The 20,000-nt window shown below is 72.5% G+C and carries 22 protein-coding genes and 2 riboswitches; of the genes, 14 read left to right on the top strand and 8 right to left on the bottom strand.

Annotated elements, in window-relative coordinates; translation table 11 throughout:
- The 5 genes from BU204_RS40400 to BU204_RS34030 all read left to right on the top strand — a co-directional run.
- Positions 1 to 319: hypothetical protein (locus BU204_RS40400; RefSeq protein ID WP_158073552.1), on the top strand; the 319-nt coding region annotated here is incomplete at its 5' end.
- A complete protein-coding gene (locus tag BU204_RS40395; protein WP_075129922.1) occupies positions 316 to 834 on the top strand; it encodes a DUF3558 family protein in 519 nt (172 codons plus the stop codon). The genes BU204_RS40400 and BU204_RS40395, both read left to right, overlap by 4 nt.
- A 167-nt stretch (positions 835 to 1,001) precedes the next feature.
- Positions 1,002 to 2,369, top strand: a complete 1,368-nt coding sequence (locus BU204_RS40390) for a hypothetical protein (RefSeq protein WP_158073550.1) — start codon at positions 1,002 to 1,004, stop codon at positions 2,367 to 2,369.
- Complete coding sequence (locus BU204_RS34035; RefSeq protein WP_075129920.1) at positions 2,366 to 3,151, top strand: ESX secretion-associated protein EspG; 786 nt, start codon at positions 2,366 to 2,368, stop codon at positions 3,149 to 3,151. Before BU204_RS40390 ends, BU204_RS34035 begins: the two co-directional genes overlap by 4 nt.
- Positions 3,152 to 3,180: 29 nt before the next feature.
- A complete protein-coding gene (locus BU204_RS34030) occupies positions 3,181 to 3,843 on the top strand; it encodes a DUF3159 domain-containing protein (protein ID WP_075129919.1) in 663 nt (220 codons plus the stop codon).
- 3 nt (positions 3,844 to 3,846) lie between these two features.
- On the opposite strand, the gene BU204_RS34025 is transcribed toward BU204_RS34030, so the two are convergent.
- The 3 genes from BU204_RS34025 to BU204_RS34015 are packed head-to-tail and all read right to left on the bottom strand — an operon-like array spanning position 3,847 to position 6,349.
- Positions 3,847 to 4,791, bottom strand: coding sequence for an N-acetylglucosamine kinase (locus BU204_RS34025; RefSeq protein ID WP_075129918.1), 945 nt, complete (start codon positions 4,789 to 4,791; stop codon positions 3,847 to 3,849).
- Complete coding sequence (locus tag BU204_RS34020; protein ID WP_075129917.1) at positions 4,788 to 5,258, bottom strand: winged helix-turn-helix transcriptional regulator; 471 nt, start codon at positions 5,256 to 5,258, stop codon at positions 4,788 to 4,790. The genes BU204_RS34025 and BU204_RS34020 overlap by 4 nt, the downstream gene beginning before the upstream one ends.
- Before the next feature lie 53 nt (positions 5,259 to 5,311).
- Positions 5,312 to 6,349 (bottom strand): SIS domain-containing protein, encoded by a 1,038-nt coding sequence (locus BU204_RS34015; protein ID WP_075129916.1) that lies wholly within the window; start codon positions 6,347 to 6,349, stop codon positions 5,312 to 5,314.
- Between the two features lie 158 nt (positions 6,350 to 6,507).
- Between BU204_RS34015 and BU204_RS34010 the strand changes: the two genes are divergently transcribed.
- A complete protein-coding gene (locus tag BU204_RS34010; protein WP_075129915.1) occupies positions 6,508 to 7,266 on the top strand; it encodes a GntR family transcriptional regulator in 759 nt (252 codons plus the stop codon).
- Complete coding sequence (locus BU204_RS34005; RefSeq protein WP_269844681.1) at positions 7,263 to 8,804, top strand: MFS transporter; 1,542 nt, start codon at positions 7,263 to 7,265, stop codon at positions 8,802 to 8,804. Before BU204_RS34010 ends, BU204_RS34005 begins: the two co-directional genes overlap by 4 nt.
- A 6-nt stretch (positions 8,805 to 8,810) precedes the next feature.
- On the opposite strand, the gene BU204_RS34000 is transcribed toward BU204_RS34005, so the two are convergent.
- Positions 8,811 to 9,761 carry a threonine ammonia-lyase gene (locus tag BU204_RS34000; RefSeq protein WP_075129914.1) on the bottom strand — a complete coding sequence of 317 codons (951 nt, stop codon included), beginning with the start codon at positions 9,759 to 9,761 and terminating at the stop codon, positions 8,811 to 8,813.
- Positions 9,762 to 9,884: 123 nt separating this feature from the next.
- On the opposite strand from BU204_RS34000, the gene BU204_RS33995 reads away from it, so the two are divergent.
- The 4 genes from BU204_RS33995 (at position 9,885) to BU204_RS33980 (ending at position 13,697) form a co-directional block, all read left to right on the top strand.
- Positions 9,885 to 10,634 carry a hypothetical protein gene (locus tag BU204_RS33995; RefSeq protein WP_075129913.1) on the top strand — a complete coding sequence of 250 codons (750 nt, stop codon included), beginning with the start codon at positions 9,885 to 9,887 and terminating at the stop codon, positions 10,632 to 10,634.
- A 196-nt stretch (positions 10,635 to 10,830) separates the two neighbouring features.
- The gene (locus tag BU204_RS33990; RefSeq protein WP_233160934.1) at positions 10,831 to 11,745 is read left to right on the top strand and encodes a S1 family peptidase; all 915 of its coding nucleotides are present in this window, start codon (positions 10,831 to 10,833) and stop codon (positions 11,743 to 11,745) included.
- A gap of 171 nt (positions 11,746 to 11,916) precedes the next feature.
- Positions 11,917 to 12,795 carry a haloalkane dehalogenase gene (locus BU204_RS33985; protein WP_075129911.1) on the top strand — a complete coding sequence of 293 codons (879 nt, stop codon included), beginning with the start codon at positions 11,917 to 11,919 and terminating at the stop codon, positions 12,793 to 12,795.
- Entirely contained in the window at positions 12,792 to 13,697 is a 906-nt protein-coding gene (locus tag BU204_RS33980; RefSeq protein WP_075129910.1) for an RNA polymerase sigma factor, read from the top strand. Before BU204_RS33985 ends, BU204_RS33980 begins: the two co-directional genes overlap by 4 nt.
- Here the strand turns inward: BU204_RS33980 and thiE are convergent.
- On the bottom strand, positions 13,600 to 14,295 hold the full coding sequence (gene thiE, locus BU204_RS33975) for a thiamine phosphate synthase (RefSeq protein WP_075129909.1): 696 nt from the start codon (positions 14,293 to 14,295) through the stop codon (positions 13,600 to 13,602). The two genes, BU204_RS33980 and thiE, sit on opposite strands and share 98 nt — an antisense overlap.
- A gap of 31 nt (positions 14,296 to 14,326) precedes the next feature.
- A riboswitch (TPP riboswitch) is annotated at positions 14,327 to 14,436 on the top strand.
- Between thiE and thiO the strand changes: the two genes are divergently transcribed.
- The 3 genes from thiO to thiG all read left to right on the top strand — a co-directional run bounded on the left by thiO (position 14,432) and on the right by thiG (position 16,489).
- A complete protein-coding gene (thiO, locus tag BU204_RS33970) occupies positions 14,432 to 15,526 on the top strand; it encodes a glycine oxidase ThiO (RefSeq protein WP_075129908.1) in 1,095 nt (364 codons plus the stop codon). Its footprint overlaps the riboswitch before it by 5 nt.
- 5 nt (positions 15,527 to 15,531) lie before the next feature.
- Positions 15,532 to 15,732, top strand: a complete 201-nt coding sequence (gene thiS, locus BU204_RS33965) for a sulfur carrier protein ThiS (protein WP_083661877.1) — start codon at positions 15,532 to 15,534, stop codon at positions 15,730 to 15,732.
- 1 nt (position 15,733) lies between these two features.
- Positions 15,734 to 16,489, top strand: a complete 756-nt coding sequence (gene thiG, locus BU204_RS33960) for a thiazole synthase (RefSeq protein WP_075129906.1) — start codon at positions 15,734 to 15,736, stop codon at positions 16,487 to 16,489.
- Between the two features lie 7 nt (positions 16,490 to 16,496).
- On the opposite strand, the gene BU204_RS33955 is transcribed toward thiG, so the two are convergent.
- The 3 genes from BU204_RS33955 to thiC all read right to left on the bottom strand — a co-directional run bounded on the left by BU204_RS33955 (position 16,497) and on the right by thiC (position 19,878).
- Positions 16,497 to 17,315, bottom strand: coding sequence for an ion transporter (locus BU204_RS33955; protein WP_075129905.1), 819 nt, complete (start codon positions 17,313 to 17,315; stop codon positions 16,497 to 16,499).
- A gap of 41 nt (positions 17,316 to 17,356) precedes the next feature.
- Positions 17,357 to 18,226, bottom strand: a complete 870-nt coding sequence (gene thiD, locus BU204_RS33950; RefSeq protein ID WP_075129904.1) for a bifunctional hydroxymethylpyrimidine kinase/phosphomethylpyrimidine kinase — start codon at positions 18,224 to 18,226, stop codon at positions 17,357 to 17,359.
- Positions 18,223 to 19,878, bottom strand: coding sequence for a phosphomethylpyrimidine synthase ThiC (gene thiC, locus BU204_RS33945; RefSeq protein WP_075129929.1), 1,656 nt, complete (start codon positions 19,876 to 19,878; stop codon positions 18,223 to 18,225). Before thiC ends, thiD begins: the two co-directional genes overlap by 4 nt.
- Positions 19,869 to 19,997, bottom strand: a riboswitch (TPP riboswitch). (Overlaps the previous gene by 10 nt.)
- Positions 19,998 to 20,000 lie beyond the last annotated feature (3 nt).

Here is a 20,000-nt window from a genome sequence, read left to right as displayed (position 1 = left end):
GCGGGTGGACCGGGAGACCGGCGACGCCACGGTCCGCGCCCTCGATCAGATTCGGGACGAGATCTCAACGCACCGCCGCCTCGTAGACAGCACGCAGCTCACCGGGGGGACGCGCCTCGGAGGCGGCTACGCGGAGCGCATCGACAAGTTCATCGCCGACTGGACGGTGGGGGAGTCCGGTTCGGTCGCGCAGGTCCTGACGACCTTCGAGGAGGAGCTCGCGAAGCTGCGGGAGGCGGTGCAGCGGAGCATGGCGACCTACGAGGCGTCGGACCGTGGCGGTGTCGAGCACCTCCGGCGTGCCGAGCGAGCTCTGTGAGGCGATCTCGCTCGCTGCTTGTCCTCGCGTGCAGCACAGCGTTGTTGAGTGGTTGCTCGGCGGTCGAGGCCGGTACCCCCGTTCCCGTCGAGGGCAGTTCCTCGCCGGGCACGACAGGCAGCGCCGGACAGGACGAGGCCAATCCGCTGGAGGGGGTCGCTCCATGCGATGTGCTGACGCCCGAAGCCGAGGTCGATCTCGGCCTGGAGAAAGGTGAACAGGTCGGCGATCTGTCCTGCGACTGGAAAAAGGCGGGAGGTGTCGGCGTCCTCGTGACCTTGTTCCCCGAGGACGGGTCCGGCGACCTGCCCGAGCAGGGTTCGCCCGTCGATGTCGGCACGTTCGACGCGTACCTGATCGAACGGCCTGGCGGGGACGAGGGCGCGTGTTCCCTCGTCATGAGCACCTCAAGCTCCTCGTACCTGCTGATGACGGCGGTCAACGGGAGGCAGACCGAGGGTGCGTGCGAGCTGGTCGTCTCCGTCGGCGAGCAGGTGGACGACCAGCTGTCCTGAGGAGCGGCGAAGCGACTCCGAAACGTGACAATTCGTTGGCTCTACCAGGTGAACCTCCCCCGAACTGATGTCCCTGATTTCGTGGTCTCGGTATGCTGCTGTGCGTCATCCGGTGATCACGGAGGGGAATTTCTTATGCTCGGGGGGACACTCGTGAGGATGAGCCGATGACTGGTCGAGGTGGGCGGGACGTGCCGCCGGCAGAGGTGAACCCCGCCGCGTTTTCCCATGAGCAGCTCAAGCAGTGGACCGACGATGCCGACACGCCCTCCGCGCACGCCTTCGCGGACGAGTGGACGCAGACGGGGTCGGCGCTGGTCGACGCGGCCGAGGCGCTGAAGCGTGCCTCCCTCACCTCCGAGTCGGGGTGGACGGGGGAGGCGGCGGAGGCCATGCGGTCCCGTCTCGGCCAGATCTCGGCGTGGAGCGGGGGCACCGGGTCACTGATCGCCGCGGCCAGTCAGACCGTGTCCCGGCAGAGCGAGGCCGCGGACGTCGCGCGTCGGGCGATGCCGGATCCCGTGCCGTACGACCCCGCGCAGATGATCCGGGACGCCGGTGGCGGCGGGCTGATCGCGATGGCCTCGTTACCGCAGCGGTTGTACGCCCAGAAGCAGAAGCACGACGCCGCCTTCGAGGAGGCCGTGCGGATCGTGTCCGACCGCGACCTCGTGATGAGCGCGGCGGCGCGGGAGGTCGCGCTGTTCGAACCGCCGCCGTCGTTGGACGGGAGCGGTGGGAACGACGGCACGTTCGTCGACTCCGGTGATTTCAATGGGCCGACCGGCCGTTCCGAACCACCGGGGACCGCGGGTGGGCCGGACAGTGCCGGCGGGCCGGGCGGACCTGGCGAACCCGGTGGGACTGGCGGCGCGGGCGGCAACGGGCTGGGCGGCAGTGCGCCGGGCGGGAACGGATCCGGCGGGAACGGGGGCGGTGCGACGCCTTCCGGTGGTGCGCCCGGCGGAGTGCCCGGCGGAGTGCCCGGCGAAGACGGGGCTTCTTCCGGCCCCGGCCTCGGGACGACCGATCCCGGCTCGTTCTCGCCGGGAGACGCCGTTCCCGGGGGCGCCACGCCGAGCACGTCTGGTCTCGGCCCGCCGGGACAGCAGGGCGGTGGCGCGAGCCTCGGTCCCGGGTTCGTCCCCGGTGGCGGCGGGTTCGGTAACGGCGGGTCTGGCAGCGGCGGGGCCGGACTTCGCGGCGGAGCCGGCTTTGGCGGCGGAGCGGGAGCAGGCGGCGGAGTCGGCGGCGGAGCGGCCGGGAGCGGTGGCCAGGGCGGCCCGGGCGCTGGCCGAGGGGCGGGCGCGCTGCCCCCGGTCTCTCCGGGGCCGCTCGGCGCGGAAGCCGCCGCGCGGGCCGCGGGTGCCCGCGCCCCCGCCGGCATGGGCGGGATGCCGGTCGGCTCGGGGCAGCGGGAAGAGGACACCGAGCACAAGCGCCCCGAGTTCCTCCAGGAACCCGACCCCGACAGCATCTTCGACAGCGACGTCCTCACCGCGCCGTCCGTCATCGGCGGGCCGGACGACGAATGAACGTCGAGCTCTCGCTCGCCGCTCTCGACACGCTCTGGGAAGACCTGCGGCTCGGCCGGGTGCCGTTCCCGCTGGAGATCCGTAGCCACGGCGACACCTTCGAGGTGCGCAAGCGCATCAAGGCCGCGGTCTACGGCGACCTCGCCCGCCGGGGGCTCGCCGAGGAGAGGCACGTCGACGACGACCTCGCGAACGCGCTGCGGTTGCTCGCCGCCCCCGCGGTGAGCGTCGACCTGGTCGCTCTGCTCGACATGGGTGCCGACGAACCCGTCCGGGCGGTGGCCGCCGCCCGCGGTCGGCACGGGGTGCTCGCCGTCCAACGGACGCTCGCCGTCTCCGTGCGCACCATGCGCGACAACGCCCTCGCCGCCGCGATCGTCGAGTTGCTGCCACACGTCCGGGCCGGTGCGGGCAACTCGGTCACCTACCCAGCGGCCGCCCTCCGCGAGGGCCGCCCCCGGACGGTCCGCGCCGCGCCGGGCGGCCTGCTGCGCACCGCCACCCCCCGCTCCGCCGTCGACAGCAGGCTGCGCGCGATCGCCGCCATCACCGAACGGCCCGTCCTGCGAGCCGGCCAGCTCGGGGTCAACCGCGCCGACGACAGCGGCCGCCCGCTCCGCCTGCCCGGCATCGCCTGGTTCGACACCGACGAGGGCCGGTACGCCACCACCGTCTCCCCCGGCCCGGACGGTGAGGACTGGATCACGCTCTGGCCCGCCGACAACGCCCGCCTCGCGCACCGCCTCGCCCAGATCATTGCCGAGCGAGTAAGGACTACCTAACCAACTCCGAATGAGGCAGGCTGACAGGCGTGACCGATCAGTCGACCGAGAAGCCGACGGACCAGCTGGGTCTGGCCGAGCTGCTCGGCGGCCGGCGCGGCGCGCTGGACGCGAGCATCCCACCGGCCGTGTTCGTCCTCGGCTGGCTGGTCTCGGGCCGGTCCATCGGCTGGGCCGCGCTCGCCGCGGTCCTCGCCGGTGCCGCGGTCGGCGTGTTCCGCCTGACCAGGGGCGGCCGCGTGACAGCCGTACTGGCCAGCGTCGCCGCGGTGAGCGCTGCCGCGCTGGTCGCGCTCTACACCGGGCGCGCGCAGGACTTCTTCCTCATCCAGGTGCTCGTCAACGTCGCCAGCGCGCTGGCCTGGGCGGTCAGCATCCTCGTCCGCTGGCCGCTGCTGGGCGTGGTCGTCGGCACGCTCCTCGGCCAGCGCGCCCGCTGGCGCCGTGACCCGGACCTGCTCCGTGCCTACGGCCGGGCCAGCTGGGTCTGGGTGCTCGGCCAGTACACGCTCCGGGTCCTCGTGTTCGGTGTCCTGTGGTGGTCGGGCTGGGTCGTCGCCCTCGGCGTCGCCAGGGTCGCGTTGAGCTGGCCCCTGATCGGCGCGACGGTGGCCGCCAGCGCTGTCGTGCTGCGCAGGGCGCTGCCGCAGGACCATCCGGGCCTGCGCCACCCCCGACTGCCGGCGGACTGACGCTCAGACCTTCGGCCGCGGGGCGTCGGGGCCGGCCACCGACAGCGCGGCGAGCCACGCCGCTCCGACCGCGCAGTCCGGGGCGAACAGGATCGGCGCCGAGATCTTCGCGGACAGCGTCGCCCGCAGCGCCCTCCCCACCGGGCTGTCCGGGCCGATCACACTCCCGGCCAGGACGACCGGTGTCTGCTCACCCGGATCCCGCGCGGTCAGCGCGTGCGCGGCCAGGTGCTCGGCGGCTCGCGCGACGATCTCCCCCGCCAGCGGGTCGGTCTCGGCCAGCGTGCTGACCATCGACGCGAAACGGGCGAGCCGGATCGGGGGCTCGGCGTTGACCGCGGTGATCAACCGGTTGATCGTGCGTTTGTCCAAACCGGACGAAGTAGGCAAAGCCTCGGTGAGCACGGCCTGGGCGAGCGGGCCCGGCGCCTCCCCGGCCTGCAGGGTCCGCAGCGCGCACCGCACGGCCTCGCGGCCGATCCAGTACCCGGAACCCTCGTCGCCAAGGAGCCAGCCCCACCCGTCGACCCACCTCTCCTGCCGGTGGTCGACGATCCGGGCCGCCGCCGCACCGGTGCCGCCGAGCACGATCGTGCCGTTCGGCTCGGCCGTCGCCGAGGCGAAGGCCACCTCCGTGTCGCTGACCACGTCGATCCGGCAGGTCACGCCCACCTGCCGCAGGGTGGCCTCGAACAGGCCGACGATCTCGGGGTCGGTGAACTTGCTCTCCCCGGCCATTCCGAGCAGGCACGCCCGCGCCGAACCGCCGTCGCCCAGGGCCTCCCGGACCGACTCGGCGACCCGCTTCGCGGCCAGCTCCGGGGGGTGCGAGTTGGGGTTGCCGCCGCCCGACCTGCCCCGGCCGACCAGCGTCCCGTCCAGCTCGACCGCCAGCGCCCGCGTCGACGTCCCGCCGACGTCGACCCCGACCACCCTTCCCTCGCTCACCCGGTTCCCTTCGCCGTGGCCAGGCCGGGGCCTGGCTCGAAACGGACGCGCTCGGAGGTGAGCGCCGACCCGCAGTGCGCACAGTTCACGTCGGCCTCGGTGGCCCGGTCGCAGTCGAGGTGGTGCAGCAGCGCCGGCGGGCCCGCACCGTCGTCGAGCCAGCGGTCGCCCCAGCGGATGATCGCGGCCAGCGCCGGGAAGAAGTCGCGCCCCATCTCGGTCAGCGGGTACTCGTAGCGCGCCGGTCGCTCCTGGTAGCGCACCCGGTCGAGCAGCCCCGCGCCGGTCAGCCGGTCCAGGCGCTCGGTCAGCGTGTTGCGCGCGATGCCGAGCGCCGCCTGGAACTGGTCGAACCGGCGGACCCCGTGGAACGCCTCACGCAGCACCAGCAGCGTCCACTGGTCGCCGAGCAGGTCCATCGTCCTCGCGATGGAACACGGCCAGCGGGCGAACGACGTCCTTCGCACCCGGGGAAGTGTAGGGCCGTCGAACGCACAGCGTAATGCGCCGAATGCGTGCATCACCGCGTTCGCGTCACCTTGCTCAGCCCACGCGGCTGGTCCGGGTCGCCGCCGCGAGCCAGCGCCAGCTCGAGCGCCAGCCGCTGCAGCGGCAGGATCTCCAGGATCGGCGCGACCTCCTCGGCGGTGTCGGGCAGCACGATCCGTCGGCTGGCCGGCATGTCCTCGGCCGCCGAGCCGACCGCCAGCACGTCGGCGCCGCGCTCGTGCACCGCGGCGAGCACGTCCCGCATGGCCTCACCGCCCCGGCCCCTGCTGGTCACCGCGACCACACCGGTGCTCTCGTCGACCGCGGCCACCGGCCCGTGCAACAGGTCGGCCCCGCTGTAGGACCGGGCACCGAGGTAGCTGGTCTCGGCCAGCTTGAGCGCGGCCTCGGCCGCGGAGGCCGAGGAGTAGCCGCGGCCCGTGGTCACCACCCGGTCGATCTCCCGGTACCGCTCGACGGCCGCCGCCACCCCCGCCGCGGTGTCCGCGAGCGTGCTGGCCGCGAGCTCGCCGAGGCCGGCGGCGTGCTCGCCGCTGCCGCCGCGGGCGGCGTCGACCAGCAGATAGAGCGTGAGCAGGGTCGCCGTGTAGGTCTTGGTGGCCGCGACGGCGAGCTCCTCGCCGGCGCCGATGGCCACCGTGTGCTCGGCGACCGCCGACAGCGCCGAGCCAGGCGTGTTGGTGACGGCGACGGTCAGCGCTCCCCGCCCGCGCGCGGCCTTGGTCGCCTCCACCAGGTCGGGCGAGCCGCCGCTCTGGCTCACCGTCACGTACAGCGCTCCGGTCAGATCGGGCTGGGCGCCGTAGAGGGTCGTCGTGGACGGCGAGACCAGCCCCGTCGGCAGCTCGAGGAGTACCTCGATCAGGTACTTCGCGTAGAGCGCGGCGTGGTCGCTCGAGCCACGCGCGGCCAGCAGCGCGAACCTCGGCCGGTGCGCCGCGGCCAGCTCCGCCACCTCGGCGAGCTCGGCCCGGCGCGCCAGCACGGCGTCGAACACGGCCGGCTGCTCGGCGATCTCCGCGGACATCCGCGTACCGGCCTCGGACATTCATCCTCCTGATACCGAGTAGGTCTAGACCAATCATGCTATCGCTGTAGGGTGTCCGACGCGAGGGGAGTAACGGATTTCCCAAATCCAGTGGGTGTGCCTGCGCCGGCGGGGCGGGGAGGGGCATCCTGTAACAGGAACCGTCGTCTGGAGGAGCCATGCTGGAAACGTCGGCCGCGCAGGAGCAGCCCGACACCGCCGCTCGTGCGATGCGTGAGCCGAAGTACTGGGGGCTCAAGCGCCACCTGCTCGAGCTGCTCAGCTCCCTGCCGCCCGGCTCGCCCATCCCCACCGAGCGCTCGCTGGCCGCCGAGTTCGACGTCTCCCGCACCACCGTCCGCCAGGCGCTCGCCGACCTGACCGTGGAGGGCCGGCTGCTCCGCGTGCAGGGCAAGGGCACCTTCGCCGCGGAACCCAAGGTGGCCCAGCGGCTCCAGCTCTCCTCGTACACAGAGGACATGCGGGCCCAGGGCCGGGAACCGTCCTCGCGGCTGCTGGACATCGCCGAGATCCCGGCCGAGGGCGAGCTGTCCAGCCTGCTCGGCATCCGCTCCGGCGCCAAGATCCTCCGTATGCAGCGGCTTCGGCTGGCCGACGACGAGCCGATGGCGATCGAGACGACCCACCTCCCCCTTGGCCGCTTCCGCGGTCTGCGCAAGTACGTCTCGGCCGGCGGTTCGCTGTACCAGGTGCTGCGCGAGCGCTACGACGTCGAGATGGGACACGCCGAGGAGACGATCGAAACCGCGCTGGCCGGTCCCCGGGAGGCGGAGCTGCTCGGGGCGGACGTCGGCATGCCGATGCTGCTGCTCTCCCGTCACTCCTACGACACGACCGAACGGCCGGTGGAGTGGGTCCGTTCGGTGTACCGCGGCGACCGGTACAAGTTCGTCGCGGAACTGAACCGGCCCTCGTGACGCGCGCGCTCGGCCGGGAGGAGGTGCGCTGGGGCAGCCCGGCGGCGCGGGGCGTGCTGACCGCGACCATCCTCGGGTCGGGCATGGCGTTCCTCGACGGCACGGTGGTCAACATCGCGCTGCCGCGGATCGGCGAGGAGTTCGGCGCCTCGGTGTCGGGTCTGCAGTGGATCCTCGACGGCTACCTCCTGACGCTCGCCGCGCTGATCCTGGTCGCCGGCTCGCTCGGCGACCGGTACGGCCGTCGGCGTGTCTACCTGCTCGGCGTGGCGTGGTTCGGCGTCTCCTCGGTGCTGTGCGGGCTCGCGGTGAACACCGAGATGCTGGTGGCCTCCCGGGTGCTGCAGGGCGTCGGCGGTGCCCTGCTGACCCCGGGTGCGCTCGCGATCATCCAGTCCGCGTTCGTCCGCGCCGACCGGGCCAGGGCCATCGGCGCCTGGTCGGGGCTGGGCGGGATCGCCGGGGCGCTGGGTCCGCTGGTGGGCGGCCTGCTCGTGCAGCTGTGGTCGTGGCGGCTGGCGTTCCTGGTCAACGTCCCGCTCGCGCTGCTCTGTGTCTGGTTCACCCGTCGGTACGTCCCGGAGTCCTGCGACCAGCGGCTCGGCGGCCACCCGGACCTCGTCGGCGCGGCGCTTGGCGCGCTCGGCCTGGCCGGCGTGACCGCGGCGCTGGTCGAGGGGCCGGTCCGCGGGGCGACGGACCTGTTCGTGCTCGGGGCGCTGGTGGTCGGCCTGGCCGGCCTGGTCTCGTTCCTCGTGGTGCAGCGACGCGCCCGGGACCCGCTCGTGCCGGCGGACCTGTTCGCCGACCGGACGTTCCTGCTCGCCAACGGGCTGACCTTCGTGGTGTACGCGGCGCTGGGTGGCCAGATGATGCTGTTCGTGCTCCAGCTGCAGACCTCGCTGGGGTACTCGCCCACCGCCGCCGGGCTGTCCGGGCTGCCGATCTCGGTGCTGATGCTGCTGCTCTCGGCCCGCTCGGGCAAGGCCGCCCAGCGCTTCGGGCCCCGGTGGTTCCTCGTGCTCGGACCGGTCGTGGTCGCCGCGGGGATGGCCCTGCTCTCCCGGGTCGGGCCCGGCTCGTCCTACTGGTTGGACGTGCTCCCCGGGGTGGTGGTCTTCGGCCTCGGCCTGGTGGTCGTCGTCGCACCGGTGACGGCGACCGTGCTGGCCGCGGCCCCGGACGAGCACGCCGGCGTCGCCTCCGGGGTGAACAACGCGGTCGCGCGGTCCGGCGGCCTGCTGGCGGTGGCGGTCCTGCCGGCCGCGGTGGGCCTGGGCGGGGGTGCCTACGCCGACCCGGCGGCGCTGACCTCGGGCTGGCAGGCGGCCATGTGGCTGTGCGCCGGGCTCTGCCTGGTCGGTGCCGTGCTGGCACTCGGCATCCGGGGCGACGTGCTCGCCGTGCCCACCACGGTCGCCGCGTCCGAACCGCTGCCGGCGGAGGCGCCACGCCCGGGGGAGTGCCTGCACTGCGGCATCATCGACCCGCCGACCCACGTGGTCCCGGCCGGCCGCGAGCGCCACGCCGCGCCATGAAGCCGGTCAGCTCAGCAGTGTGACCAGCAGGTCCCGGTCCAGGTTGCCGCCGGACACGACGGCGACCGTGCGTCCCCGCGGCAGGTCCGCCGCCCGGTGCAGGTAGGCCGCCGTCGTCACGGCGCCGCTCGGCTCGGCGACCAGGCGGGCACGGGTGGCCAGGGTCGCGACCGTGGACCTGATCTCCTCCTCGGTCACCGTGACCACGGCGTCCACCCGTTCCCGCAGGTGGGCGAAGGTCAGCTCGGAGGGTGCCGCACGCAGCCCGTCGGCGATCGTGCGGGCACGGTCATGGGTGCTCCACTCCACCCGCCGTCCCGCGGCGAGGCTCGCCGCGGTGTCCGCGGCCAGCTCGGGCTCCACGCCCACGACCGCGGCGTCCGGGCAGAGGGCCTTGATCGCCGTCGCGACGCCCGAGAGCAGGCCACCGCCGCTCACCGGGACCAGCACCAGCTCCACGTCGGGGAGGTCGGCCGCGATCTCCAGGCCGATCGTGCCCTGCCCGGCGATCACGTCCGGGTGGTCGAACGGCGGGATGAGCGTCGCGCCGCGCTCGGCGACCAGCCGTTCCGCCACGATTTCCCGGTCGGTGATCGGGACGACGACGACCTCGGCGCCGTGCGCCCGGGTGGCCTCGATCTTCGTCACCGGGGTGTTCTCCGGCACGACGATGGCCGCCGGAAGCCCGAACTGACGCGCGACGTAGGCGACGGCCTGCGCGTGGTTGCCGCTGGAGTAGGCGACGACGCCCCTGGCCCGGTCGGCAGCGGGGATCCGGGCCATCGCGTTGGCGGCGCCGCGGATCTTGAACGCGCCGATCGGCTGCAGGTTCTCCGGCTTTAGCCACAGTGGACGATCAGTTTCCGTCCAGGTGCAGGGCAGCAAGGGGGTTCGCACCGCCGTGCCCTTGATCCGCTCGGCCGCGGCGTGAATGTCCTCAACAGTGATCAGGTCCACGAACCAATTATGCACTGTCCACAATAGACTGTGGTCCTGCTCACGATCGGTCAACCCCGGGAGCACCGTACCCGTCGCCCTCGTTGGAACATGGAAAGGAGTAGCCCCGACGAGAAAAGGATCATGAGTAGCAAGGACACCGAGAGCATCCGAATCAGTCAGATCGTGGCCGGCGCGCTGGCCGCGGTGACCGCGGCGCTGCTCGGTTCGACCATGGGTGTCGCCGGCACCGTGGTCGGCGCGGGGCTCGCCAGCGTGGTGAGCACCGTGGGGGGCGCGTTGTACCTGCGCTCCCTCGAGCGAACCGGCGAGAGCGTGCGCACCGTTCGTGACCGCGTCATCGCCAGGGCGGGGACGACGGTGGTCACCGTGCGCGAGGAGCCGCCGGACGACGAGCCGGCCGGCGGCGGCGAGGAGCCGGAGCGGTCGACGGACCCGGTCGCCGAACAGGCGTCCCACGTGCGGCGACGCACTCCCTGGCCCGCGCTGGTCGCGGGCGGCGTGCTGGCGTTCCTGGTCGGCATGGTCATGGTCACCGGGCTCGAGTGGGTACGAGGTGAGCCGCTGTCGGGCGGTCAGGGCACGACGCTCAGCCAGATCGTCCGGAACGCACCGGCCCCCGCCGACGACCGGGAGGACCGCGCACCGGCCACCCAGGAGTCCACGCCGCCCTCGGAGCAGGACGCGCCGACCGAGGAGCCGACCGGCGCCACGACCGGCACGGCCACCCCGACCGTGGAGCCGAGCGATCAGCCCGAGGAACCCGAGTCCTCCGGCGGTGCGAGCACCCCGGAGCAGACCCCGCCGACCAGCACTCCGGCGGAGGAACCGACCGAGTCGGCGGCGGTGCCGCCGAGCGGCACCGTCGGTTAACGCTTCGTAACCAGGGCGTGGTTCACAATGGCAACTGTTGTCACCCAATGGGTGCTATGCCTGCACAATCCTGAGAAATAGTTTCATCACGTCATCTATGGATGGCGAACCTGGATCCCTCTTGTTGCCCTGGAACGGAAATCACCCCGACGCCGTTCCGGGTTCCCTGCTACCCAAGACGAGGGAGAACACCCTGATGAAGCGCAGTAGTTTCGCGAGACTTGTGGGCGGCGCCCTGTTGGCAGCCGGTGTGGCGCTCACGATGGCCTCGCCGGCCAATGCGGCCGACACCGCGGCGGCCCCGACCGCCGCACAGCTCAGCGCCGCCCAGGCCACACTGGACAAGGCAGCGTCCAGTCGCCCGAGCACGGTCACGGGCTGGTACGTCGACCACAAGTCGAAGGCGCTCGTGGTGTCGGTGCACGGCAGCGACGCCGGCGTCGCCGCGTGGGCCGAGGACCTCGGTGCCGGCGCCGTGAAGATCGAGCACGTCGCGGAGGCCCCGCGGCCGTTCTGGAACATCATCGGCGGCCAGGCGATCCGGACCTCGAGCGGTTCCCGCTGCTCGGCGGGCTTCAACGCCACCTCCGGGAGCAACCGCTACGTGATCACCGCCGGCCACTGCACCGCCATCGGCGGCACCTGGTCCGGCAGCGGCGGCACCATCGGCACCGTCGCCGGCTCGTCGTTCCCGACGAACGACTACGGCATCATCCGCGTCACCTCGTCGTCCGCGGTCCTCACGCCGTTGGTCGACCGCTACTCCTCGGGTAGCGACGTCACCGTGTCCGGTGCCGGCAACGCGTCGAACGGCCAGGGCGTGTGCCGGTCCGGCTCGACCACCGGCTGGCGCTGCGGCAGCGTCACGGGTACCAACCAGACCGTCTGCTACTCGCAGGGCTGCGTGTACCAGATGATCCGCACCAACGTCTGTGCCGAGCCCGGCGACTCCGGCGGCGCGCTGGTGAGCAACCCCGGTTCGGGCACGCGCGTGACCGCGCTCGGCCTGACCTCCGGCGGCTCCGGCAACTGCAGCAGCGGCGGAACGACCTACTTCCAGCCGGTCACCGAACCGCTGAGCGCGTACGGCCTGTCCCTGGTCACGGGCTGACGCCTCTGGTCGAGGGCATCACGCCCCGCGGCGGACGGGCCGACCCTGCCGGCCCGTCCGCCGTTCTCTGCGCGCACTGTCATCGGTGGCGAGCGGGTAGCGCTCGCCTGTCACAGCGTGCGGCGTGGATGTGTCCAACGGAGGAGACCGTTCCCCGACGAAGGACACGACATGACCGACAAGGCCCCCACGCACGTCGTCGAGGTGCTCGACTCCCACCTCGCCTACACCGAGCAGGGCAGCGGCACCCCCGTGGTGTTCCTGCACGGCAACCCCACGTCCTCGCACCTGTGGCGCGACGTCGTCCCCTGGGTGGCCGACGGGTACCGCGGCCTCGCTCCCGACCTGATCGGCATGGGCCGCTCCGGCAAGCCCGACATCGACTACCGCTTCGGCGACCACGCCCGGTACCTCGATGCCTGGTTCGACGCGCTGGACCTGGCCGAGGTGGTGCTCGTCGGCCACGACTGGGGTGGCTCGCTCGCACTCGACCACGCTGCCCGCCATCCCGACCGGGTCCGCGGCGTGGCACTCGTCGAGACCTTCGTCCGCCCGATGCGCTGGGCGGAGTACCCGCCCCAGGCCGTCCCGCTGTTCCGCGCGCTGCGCACCCCGGGCACCGGAGAGCGGATGGCGCTGGAGGAGAACTGGTTCATCGAGACCGCGCTGCGGGCCACCAATCCGGGCATCAGCGACGCCGACCTCGCCGTCTACCGCGAGCCCTACCCCGACCCCACCTCGCGCCGTCCGCTGCTGCGCTGGCCGAGGGAGATCCCGCTCGACGGCGAGCCGGCCGACGTGCGCGACCGCTTCGAGGCCTTTGGCAGCTGGCTGGCCGGCACCCCCGACGTGCCGAAACTCCTGCTCACGGTCGAGCCGGGTAGCCTCGTGTCCCCAGCGATCGTGCGGTGGTGCCGGGACAACGTGGCCGGGCTCGAGGTCGAGGGGGTCGGCCCCGCCGGACACCACGCCCCCGAGGACCAGCCGGAGGCGATCGGCCGCGCCGTGGCGGGGTGGCTGGCCAGGCACGAGATCGAGGTCCCCCGATGAGGCACGCACCCGAGCACGAGGTTGAGCTTGCCAACCGCGCTGTCGACGGTGACCCGAGCGCCCTCGAGGAGGTCGTGCGCCTGGTCCGGGACCCGGTGTACCGGCTCGCGGTGCGCATGGCGGGGCGGCCCGCCGACGCCGACGACGCCACCCAGGAGATCCTGATCCGCGTCGTCACCAGGCTGGCGTCCTGGCGGGCCGAGGCATCCCTGGTGACCTGGGCGTACCGGATCGCGGTCAACTACCTGCTGAACCTGCGGCGGACGCCCTACGAGCGCAACGAGATCACCTTCGACACCCTCGGCGAGGAGCTGGCCGCCGGCCTGGCCGACGCCGACCACCAGGGTCCCGACGCCGAACTGCTCGCCACCGAGGTGCGGCTCAGCTGCACCCAGGCCATGTTGCAGTGCCTGGACCGGCCGGAGCGGGTGGCCTTCGTCCTCGGCGAGGTCTTCGCCCTGCCCAGCGCGCAGGCCGGCTGGATCCTCGACATCAGCGCCGCCGCCTACCGCAAGCGCCTGGAACGGGCCAGGCAGCGCATCCGCACGTTCATGTCGGCACGGTGCGGCCTGGTCCACCCGGCCGCGCCCTGCCGGTGCGCCCGACGTGTCGGCACCGCCCTGGAACGCGGCCGCATCGACCAGAACAACCCGGTGTTCGCCAGCCACCCGGCCACGCGTCCCGCCCCCACCCCGACCGAGGTCGGCGCCGGCGCCAGCCAGATGCGCCAACTCCACGCGGCGGCGACAGTACTGCGCAGCCACCCCGACTACACCGCCCCCCGCAGCCGCTCCACGGCAGTACTCACCCTGCTCCGCTCCGGCCACTACCCAATCCTGAGCGAGGCACGAGGCGGGCTACCAGGTGGGCGGCGGCCGCGGTGGGGTCCTCGGCCTCCGTGATCGCTCTCACCACCACCACACGGCTCGCGCCGGCGGCGAGCACCTCCGGGAGGCGTGCGCCGTCGATGCCGCCGATCGCGAACCAGGGGCGCGCCGGCTCGGCGGCGGCGGTCGCCCGGACCAGGTCCAGGCCAGGGGCGGTCCGGCCGGGCTTGGTCGGGGTGGGCCAGCACGGGCCGGTGCAGAAGTAGTCGACGCCGGGCTCCTCGGCCGCGGCGCGGGCCTGGTCCACGTCGTGGGTCGAGCGGCCGATGACGACCTCCTCGCCCAGGATTCGCCTGGCCACCGGCACCGGCAGGTCGTCCTGGCCGAGGTGCAGGATGTCCGCGCCGGCGGCGAGCGCCACGTCGGCGCGGTCGTTGACCGACAGCAGCGCGCCGTGGCTGGCGCACACCTCGGCCAGCACCTCGAGCGCGGCCAGCTCCTCGGCGGCCTCCAGGGGGACGCCGTCGCGCTTGTCGCGCAGCTGGATCACGTCCACACCGCCGCGGAGTGCCGCGTCCGCGAACTCCGCCAGGTCCGGTCGGTTACCGGTGCACAGGTAGAGCCGCGCGTCCGCCAACCGGCGGCGGATTCCTTCTCCGTCAAGTCCGGGCACCCTCTCACGCTATCCCGTGCGCTACGGTGGAGGTGGTCCGCACGGGAGTCCGGAGGTACCGGGCTGAGAGGGGATCCGCCGATCCCGACCGTCGAACCTGATCCGGATCATGCCGGCGCAGGGAGCGTGATGTGCGTTGAGCTCTAGGCAGAGGATCGTCGTCGTCGGTGGCGGGGTCATCGGCTTGTCGGTGGCCTGGCGGCTGGCCGCGTCCCACGAGGTCACCCTCCTCGACCCCACCCCGGCTGTCGGAGCGTCCTGGGTGGCGGGTGGCATGCTCGCGCCGGTCACCGAGTCCTGGCCCGGCGAGGAGGACCTGCTCGACCTGGGCAGCGCCTCGCTCGAGAGCTGGCCGGCGTTCGCCGAGGCCGTCGGCGTCCCGCTCCAGACCGAGGGCACCATCGCGGCCGCCCTGGACAGCGCGGACGCCGCGGTTCTCGACATGCTCGCCGACCATCTGGCCTCCCGCGGCCGCGAGGTGCGCCGGCTCACCGGACCCGAGCTGCGGGCCGCCGACCCGGCACTCGGTCCCAGCATCCGAAGTGGACTCATCGTGCCCGGCGACCTCGCCGTGGACACGCGGGAGCTGTTACGGCGCCTGGTGGACCTGGCTCGGGAGGCGGGGGTCGCGTTCGACCCGCGCTCGGCGGCGGCGGTCCGGCCCGGCGCGGTCGTGCTCACCGACGGAGCCACCCTCGGCTGCGACACCGCGGTGATCGCCGCCGGCGCCTGGTCCAGCGCGCTGCACTCCGCGCTGGAAGGACTCGTCCGGCCGGTGAAGGGGGAGATCCTGCGGCTGCGGGTCCGGCCCGGCGTGGTGCCCCTGCGGCACACGGTGCGTGCCCTGGTCGAGTCCCGGCACGTGTACCTCGTGCCGCGACCGGGCGGCGAGCTGGTGCTCGGCGCCACCCAGTACGAGGCGGGGTTCGACGACGAGGTGATCGTGGGCGGCGTGCGCGACCTGCTGGTCGACGCCGAGCGGGTGCTGCCCGGCCTCGCCGAGTACGGGCTCACCGAGTGTGCGGCCGGGCTGCGCGCCGGGAGCCTGGACAACCTGCCGCTGCTCGGCCGGCTCGAACCCGGCGTGCTCGTCGCCGCCGGGCACCACCGCAACGGCCTGCTGCTCGCGCCGATCACCGCCGAGGTGGTGAACGCCCTGGTGGCCGGGGAGGATCCGCCCGCTTCGGCCGCCGCCGCCGATCCCGCCCGCCACGCCAGGACGAAGAGGTGATCGTGATGAACGTTGTCGTGAACGGGGAGGAACGCGTGCTCCCAGCCGGGGCGACGGTCGCCGACCTGCTGACCGAGCTGGGGTTGCCGTCCGCCGGCATCGCGGTGGCGGTCAACGGCGAGGTCGTCGGCCGGGCCAGGCACGCCAGCACGGTGCTTCCGGACGAGGCGCTGGTCGAGGTGCTCACCGCGGTTCAGGGAGGCTGACATGGACGACCCACTGGTCATCGCGGACCGGGAGTACTCCTCCCGGCTGATCACCGGCACCGGCGGTGCCTCGAACCTGGCGGTCCTGGAGCGCGCACTGGTGGCCTCCGGCACGGAGCTGACCACCGTGTCGATCCGCCGGGTGGATGTCGAGGGCGGCACCGGCGTGCTGGACCTGTTGAAGCGCCTTGGCATCGACCCGCTGCCGAACACGGCCGGCTGCCGCACGGCTGCCGAGGCGGTGCTGACCGCTCGGCTCGCGCGGGAGGCGCTGGGCACCGACTGGGTCAAGCTCGAGGTCGTCGCCGACGACCGGACGCTGCTGCCCGACCCGGTCGAGCTGCTCGAGGCGGCGAGGACGCTGGTCGCCGACGGGTTCACCGTCCTGCCCTACACCAACGACGACCCCGTGCTCGCGCTGCGGCTGGAGGAGGCCGGCTGCGCGGCGGTGATGCCGCTCGGCTCGCCGATCGGCACCGGGCTCGGCATCCGCAACCCGCACAACATCGAGCTGATCGTGGCCAGGGCGGGGGTGCCGGTCGTCCTCGACGCGGGCATCGGCACGGCCTCCGACGCCGCGCTGGCGATGGAGCTGGGCTGCGCCGCAGTGCTGCTGGCCACCTCGGTGACCAGGGCCGCGGATCCCGAGAAGATGGCGGCGGCGATGCGCCACGCCGTGGCCGGGGGCCGGTTGGCCAGAGCGGCGGGCCGCGTCCCGCAGCGCTTCTGGGCGCAGGCCTCCAGCCCGCCGCGCTGAGGCGGGGTCATCCCCGGTCGGCGGCGGTTCGCTCCGCGCGCAGCTCGGCGACCTCGGCGCGCAGTGCCCGCAGCTCCTCGAGGATCAGCTTGTCCGAGGCCGCCTGGTCCGCGGCGTGCTGGTCCTCGGCCCGAACCAGGTCGTCGGTGACCTGCTTCTCCATGCCGCTCACGATCACCGCGATGAACAGGTTGAGCACCGCGAAGCTCGACACGAGGATGTAGACGACGAAGAAGATCCAGGCCAGCGGCGCCTCGGCCATGACCTGCCTGGCGACGTCGGGCCAGCCCTCGCCGGTCATCGTCTGGAACAGGGTGAACAGCGTGGTGTCGAGGCTGCCGAAGAACTCCGGTGCGATCGGGGCGAACAGCTTCGTCGCCATCACCGCGGCCACGTAGATGATCAGGCCGAGCAGCGCTCCGATCGACGCCATCCCCGGCACCGCCGCCAGCAGACCCGACACCACCCGCCGCATGGCCGGCACGGCCGAGATCAGGCGCAGCACCCGGAGCACCCGCAGGGCACGCAGCACCGAGAACGGACCGGTCGTGGGCAGCAGCGAGATCCCGACGATGACGAAGTCGAAGACGTTCCACGGGTCGCGGAAGAACCGCCACCGGTAGGCGTACAGGCGACAGGCCAGCTCGAGCACGAAGATCGCCAGCATCACGCGGTCGGCCACGTGCAGCAGCCCACCGGCGGCGGCCATCACCCTGGTCGAGGTCTCCAGCCCGAGCGTCACGGCGTTGACCACGATCACCCAGATGATGAACTGCTGGAACCGGCCGTTCTCCACGAGCGCGCGCGCCCGATCCCGGGTCCTCACCGCCGGCCCTCCCGAGTGCTCGCGTGGACGTCCACGCGAGCCTAGACGCCCGGCAGGCGATCCTCGGTCCGTGTTCGGGCCATCTCCTCGGGCAGCGGTGCCAGGCGCCAGAACGACGAGACCGGGCCGACGCCGCCGCCCAGTGGGTAGGCGTGCTGGACGGCCCGGGTGACGAAGGCCTTGCCGAACCGGACCGCTGTGGGCACGTCGGCGCCCCTGGCCAGGGCCGACGTGATCGCCGATGCCATCGTGTCGCCGCCGCCGTGGGTGTGCCGGGTGTCGATCCGTCCGGCGGGCAGCTCGAGGAACGTCTCGCCGTCGTAGAGCAGGTCCACGCACTCCGGGTCCTCGTGCATGTGCCCGCCCTTGACCAGCGCCCACCGCGGGCCCAGCGCGTGCAGTGCCCGGGCCGCCTCGCGGGCCTCGGCGCGGTCACGCACGTCGATCCCGGTGAGCAGCCGGACCTCGTCGAGGTTCGGCGTGACCAGGGTGGCGCGGGGGAACAGCTCGGTCCGCAACGCGTCCAGTGCGTCGTCGCGCAGCAGCTGGTCGCCGTGCATCGACGCGGCGACCGGGTCCACCACGAACGGGGTGGTCCCCTCGCGTCCGATCTGGACCTTGTCGCATGCGCCGGCCACCGCGGAGATGATCTCCGCGGTGGCCAGCATGCCGGTCTTCGCCGCGAGTACGCCGATGTCGTCGGCCACCGCGACGATCTGGGCGGCGACGACGTCGGCCGGGATCACCGACACGTCGCTCACCCCCAGCGAGTTCTGCACGGTGACCGCGGTGACCGCGGTCATCCCGTGCACCCCGCAGGAGAAGAACGTGCGCAGGTCGGCCTGCAGGCCCGCGCCGCCGCCGGAGTCGGAGCCGGCGATGGTGAGCACGCGAGGTGGTGTCGTCGTCATCGACCGTTCGGCTTCTCGGTGATCGGGAGGTAGACCTTGTCGCCGTGGTCGTGGAACCGCTCGGACATCTCCTCGAGTCCCGCCTCGATGGCGGCCACTGTGGACAGTCCGTGTTCCTCGGCGTACTTGCGGACGTCCTGGGTGATCCGCATCGAGCAGAACTTCGGCCCGCACATCGAGCAGAAGTGCGCCGTCTTCGCCGGCTCGGCCGGCAGTGTCTCGTCGTGGTAGGAGCGTGCGGTGTCCGGGTCGAGCGAGAGGTTGAACTGGTCGGTCCAGCGGAACTCGAAGCGAGCCCTGGACAGGGCGTCGTCCCACTCCTGCGCGCGGGGATGGCCCTTGGCGAGGTCGGCCGAGTGCGCGGCGATCTTGTAGGTGATCACACCGGTCTTCACGTCGTCCCGGTTGGGCAGCCCGAGGTGTTCCTTGGGCGTGACGTAGCACAGCATCGCCGTGCCGGCCCAGCCGATCTGTGCCGCGCCGATGGCCGACGTGATGTGGTCGTAGGCGGGGGCAATGTCAGTCGCAAGTGGACCGAGGGTGTAGAACGGGGCCTCGCCGCAGAGCTCCTCCTCGAGGCGCACGTTCTCGGCGATCTTGTGCATCGGCACGTGACCGGGTCCTTCGATCATCACCTGCACGTCGTGCTCGCGGGCGATGTGCGTGAGTTCGCCAAGCGTGCGCAGCTCGGCGAACTGCGCCTCGTCGTTCGCGTCGGCGATGCTGCCCGGGCGCAGTCCGTCACCGAGCGAGAACGTGACGTCGTAGCGCCGGAGGATCTCGCACAGCTCGACGAAGTTGGTGTACAGGAACGACTCCCGGTGGTGCGCGAGGCACCAGGCCGCCATGATCGAGCCGCCGCGCGAGACGATCCCGGTGACCCGCTTCGCGGTCAGCGGGACGTAGCGCAGCAGCACGCCCGCGTGCACGGTCATGTAGTCGACGCCCTGCTCGCACTGCTCGATGACCGTGTCGCGGTAGATCTCCCAGGTCAGCAGGGTCGGGTCGCCACCGACCTTCTCGAGCGCCTGGTAGATCGGCACCGTGCCGATCGGCACCGGGGAGTTGCGCAGGATCCACTCGCGGGTCTCGTGGATGCGCTTGCCGGTGGACAGGTCCATGACCGTGTCCGCGCCCCAGCGGGTCGCCCAGACCAACTTCTCGACCTCGTCCTCGATGGACGACGAGACGGCCGAGTTCCCGATGTTGGCGTTGACCTTGACGAGGAACTTCTTGCCGATGATGGCCGGCTCGACCTCGGGATGGTTGCGGTTGACCGGGATCACCGCCCGGCCGATGGCGACCTCGTTCCGCACGAACTCCGGGTCGACGCCCTCCCGGGCGGCCACGAACGCCATCTCCTTGGTGACGATGCCGGCCTTGGCGTACGCGAGCTGGGTCACCGCGCCGTTCACGGGTTCCAGTGCCCAGCTCTCCCGCAGCCGAGGTAGTCCTCTGTGAACGTCGATCGTCGCGTTCGGGTCGGTGTACGGACCCGAGGTGTCGTAGAGGTCGAGGTGCTCGCCGTTGGTCAGGTTCACCCGTCGAAAGGGCACCGGCAACCCGTCGACGTCGTGGTGGACCTTCGTGGATCCGGTGATCGGTCCGATCGTCACGCTCGGCTGGACGGAACGGTCCTCGAGAGCGGTCATGAACAGCCTCCCTACGCCGGCATTACCCGGTCAGGTTCAGGCGGTCGGCAAAGCCGGGTCCATGTGGACGCCATTTGCCCTCTCAGCCCGCTGTGGCGCGAGCTCCCGCGCGATGTTGAGTT

The sequence above is a fragment of the Actinophytocola xanthii genome (assembly GCF_001921205.1).
In the GTDB taxonomy this organism is placed as follows: Bacteria; Actinomycetota; Actinomycetes; order Mycobacteriales; family Pseudonocardiaceae; genus Actinophytocola; species Actinophytocola xanthii.
The sequence above is the reverse complement of the archived record's forward strand: the minus strand, read 5'-3'. Positions and strand labels throughout refer to the sequence as shown.

Bases quoted from the DNA above. Each gene is read 5' to 3' on its own strand.
- BU204_RS40390 (WP_158073550.1), top strand. From the start codon at position 1,002: ATGACTGGTCGAGGTGGGCGGGACGTGCCGCCGGCAGAGGTGAACCCC.
- BU204_RS34035 (WP_075129920.1), top strand. From the start codon at position 2,366: ATGAACGTCGAGCTCTCGCTCGCCGCTCTCGACACGCTCTGGGAAGAC.
- BU204_RS34015 (WP_075129916.1), bottom strand. From the start codon at position 6,349: ATGTCCGAGGCCGGTACGCGGATGTCCGCGGAGATCGCCGAGCAGCCG.
- BU204_RS34010 (WP_075129915.1), top strand. From the start codon at position 6,508: ATGCTGGAAACGTCGGCCGCGCAGGAGCAGCCCGACACCGCCGCTCGT.
- BU204_RS33995 (WP_075129913.1), top strand. From the start codon at position 9,885: ATGAGTAGCAAGGACACCGAGAGCATCCGAATCAGTCAGATCGTGGCC.
- BU204_RS33990 (WP_233160934.1), top strand. From the start codon at position 10,831: ATGAAGCGCAGTAGTTTCGCGAGACTTGTGGGCGGCGCCCTGTTGGCA.
- BU204_RS33985 (WP_075129911.1), top strand. From the start codon at position 11,917: ATGACCGACAAGGCCCCCACGCACGTCGTCGAGGTGCTCGACTCCCAC.
- BU204_RS33980 (WP_075129910.1), top strand. From the start codon at position 12,792: ATGAGGCACGCACCCGAGCACGAGGTTGAGCTTGCCAACCGCGCTGTC.
- thiS (WP_083661877.1), top strand. From the start codon at position 15,532: ATGAACGTTGTCGTGAACGGGGAGGAACGCGTGCTCCCAGCCGGGGCG.
- thiG (WP_075129906.1), top strand. From the start codon at position 15,734: ATGGACGACCCACTGGTCATCGCGGACCGGGAGTACTCCTCCCGGCTG.
- thiD (WP_075129904.1), bottom strand. From the start codon at position 18,226: ATGACGACGACACCACCTCGCGTGCTCACCATCGCCGGCTCCGACTCC.
- thiC (WP_075129929.1), bottom strand. From the start codon at position 19,878: ATGACCGCTCTCGAGGACCGTTCCGTCCAGCCGAGCGTGACGATCGGA.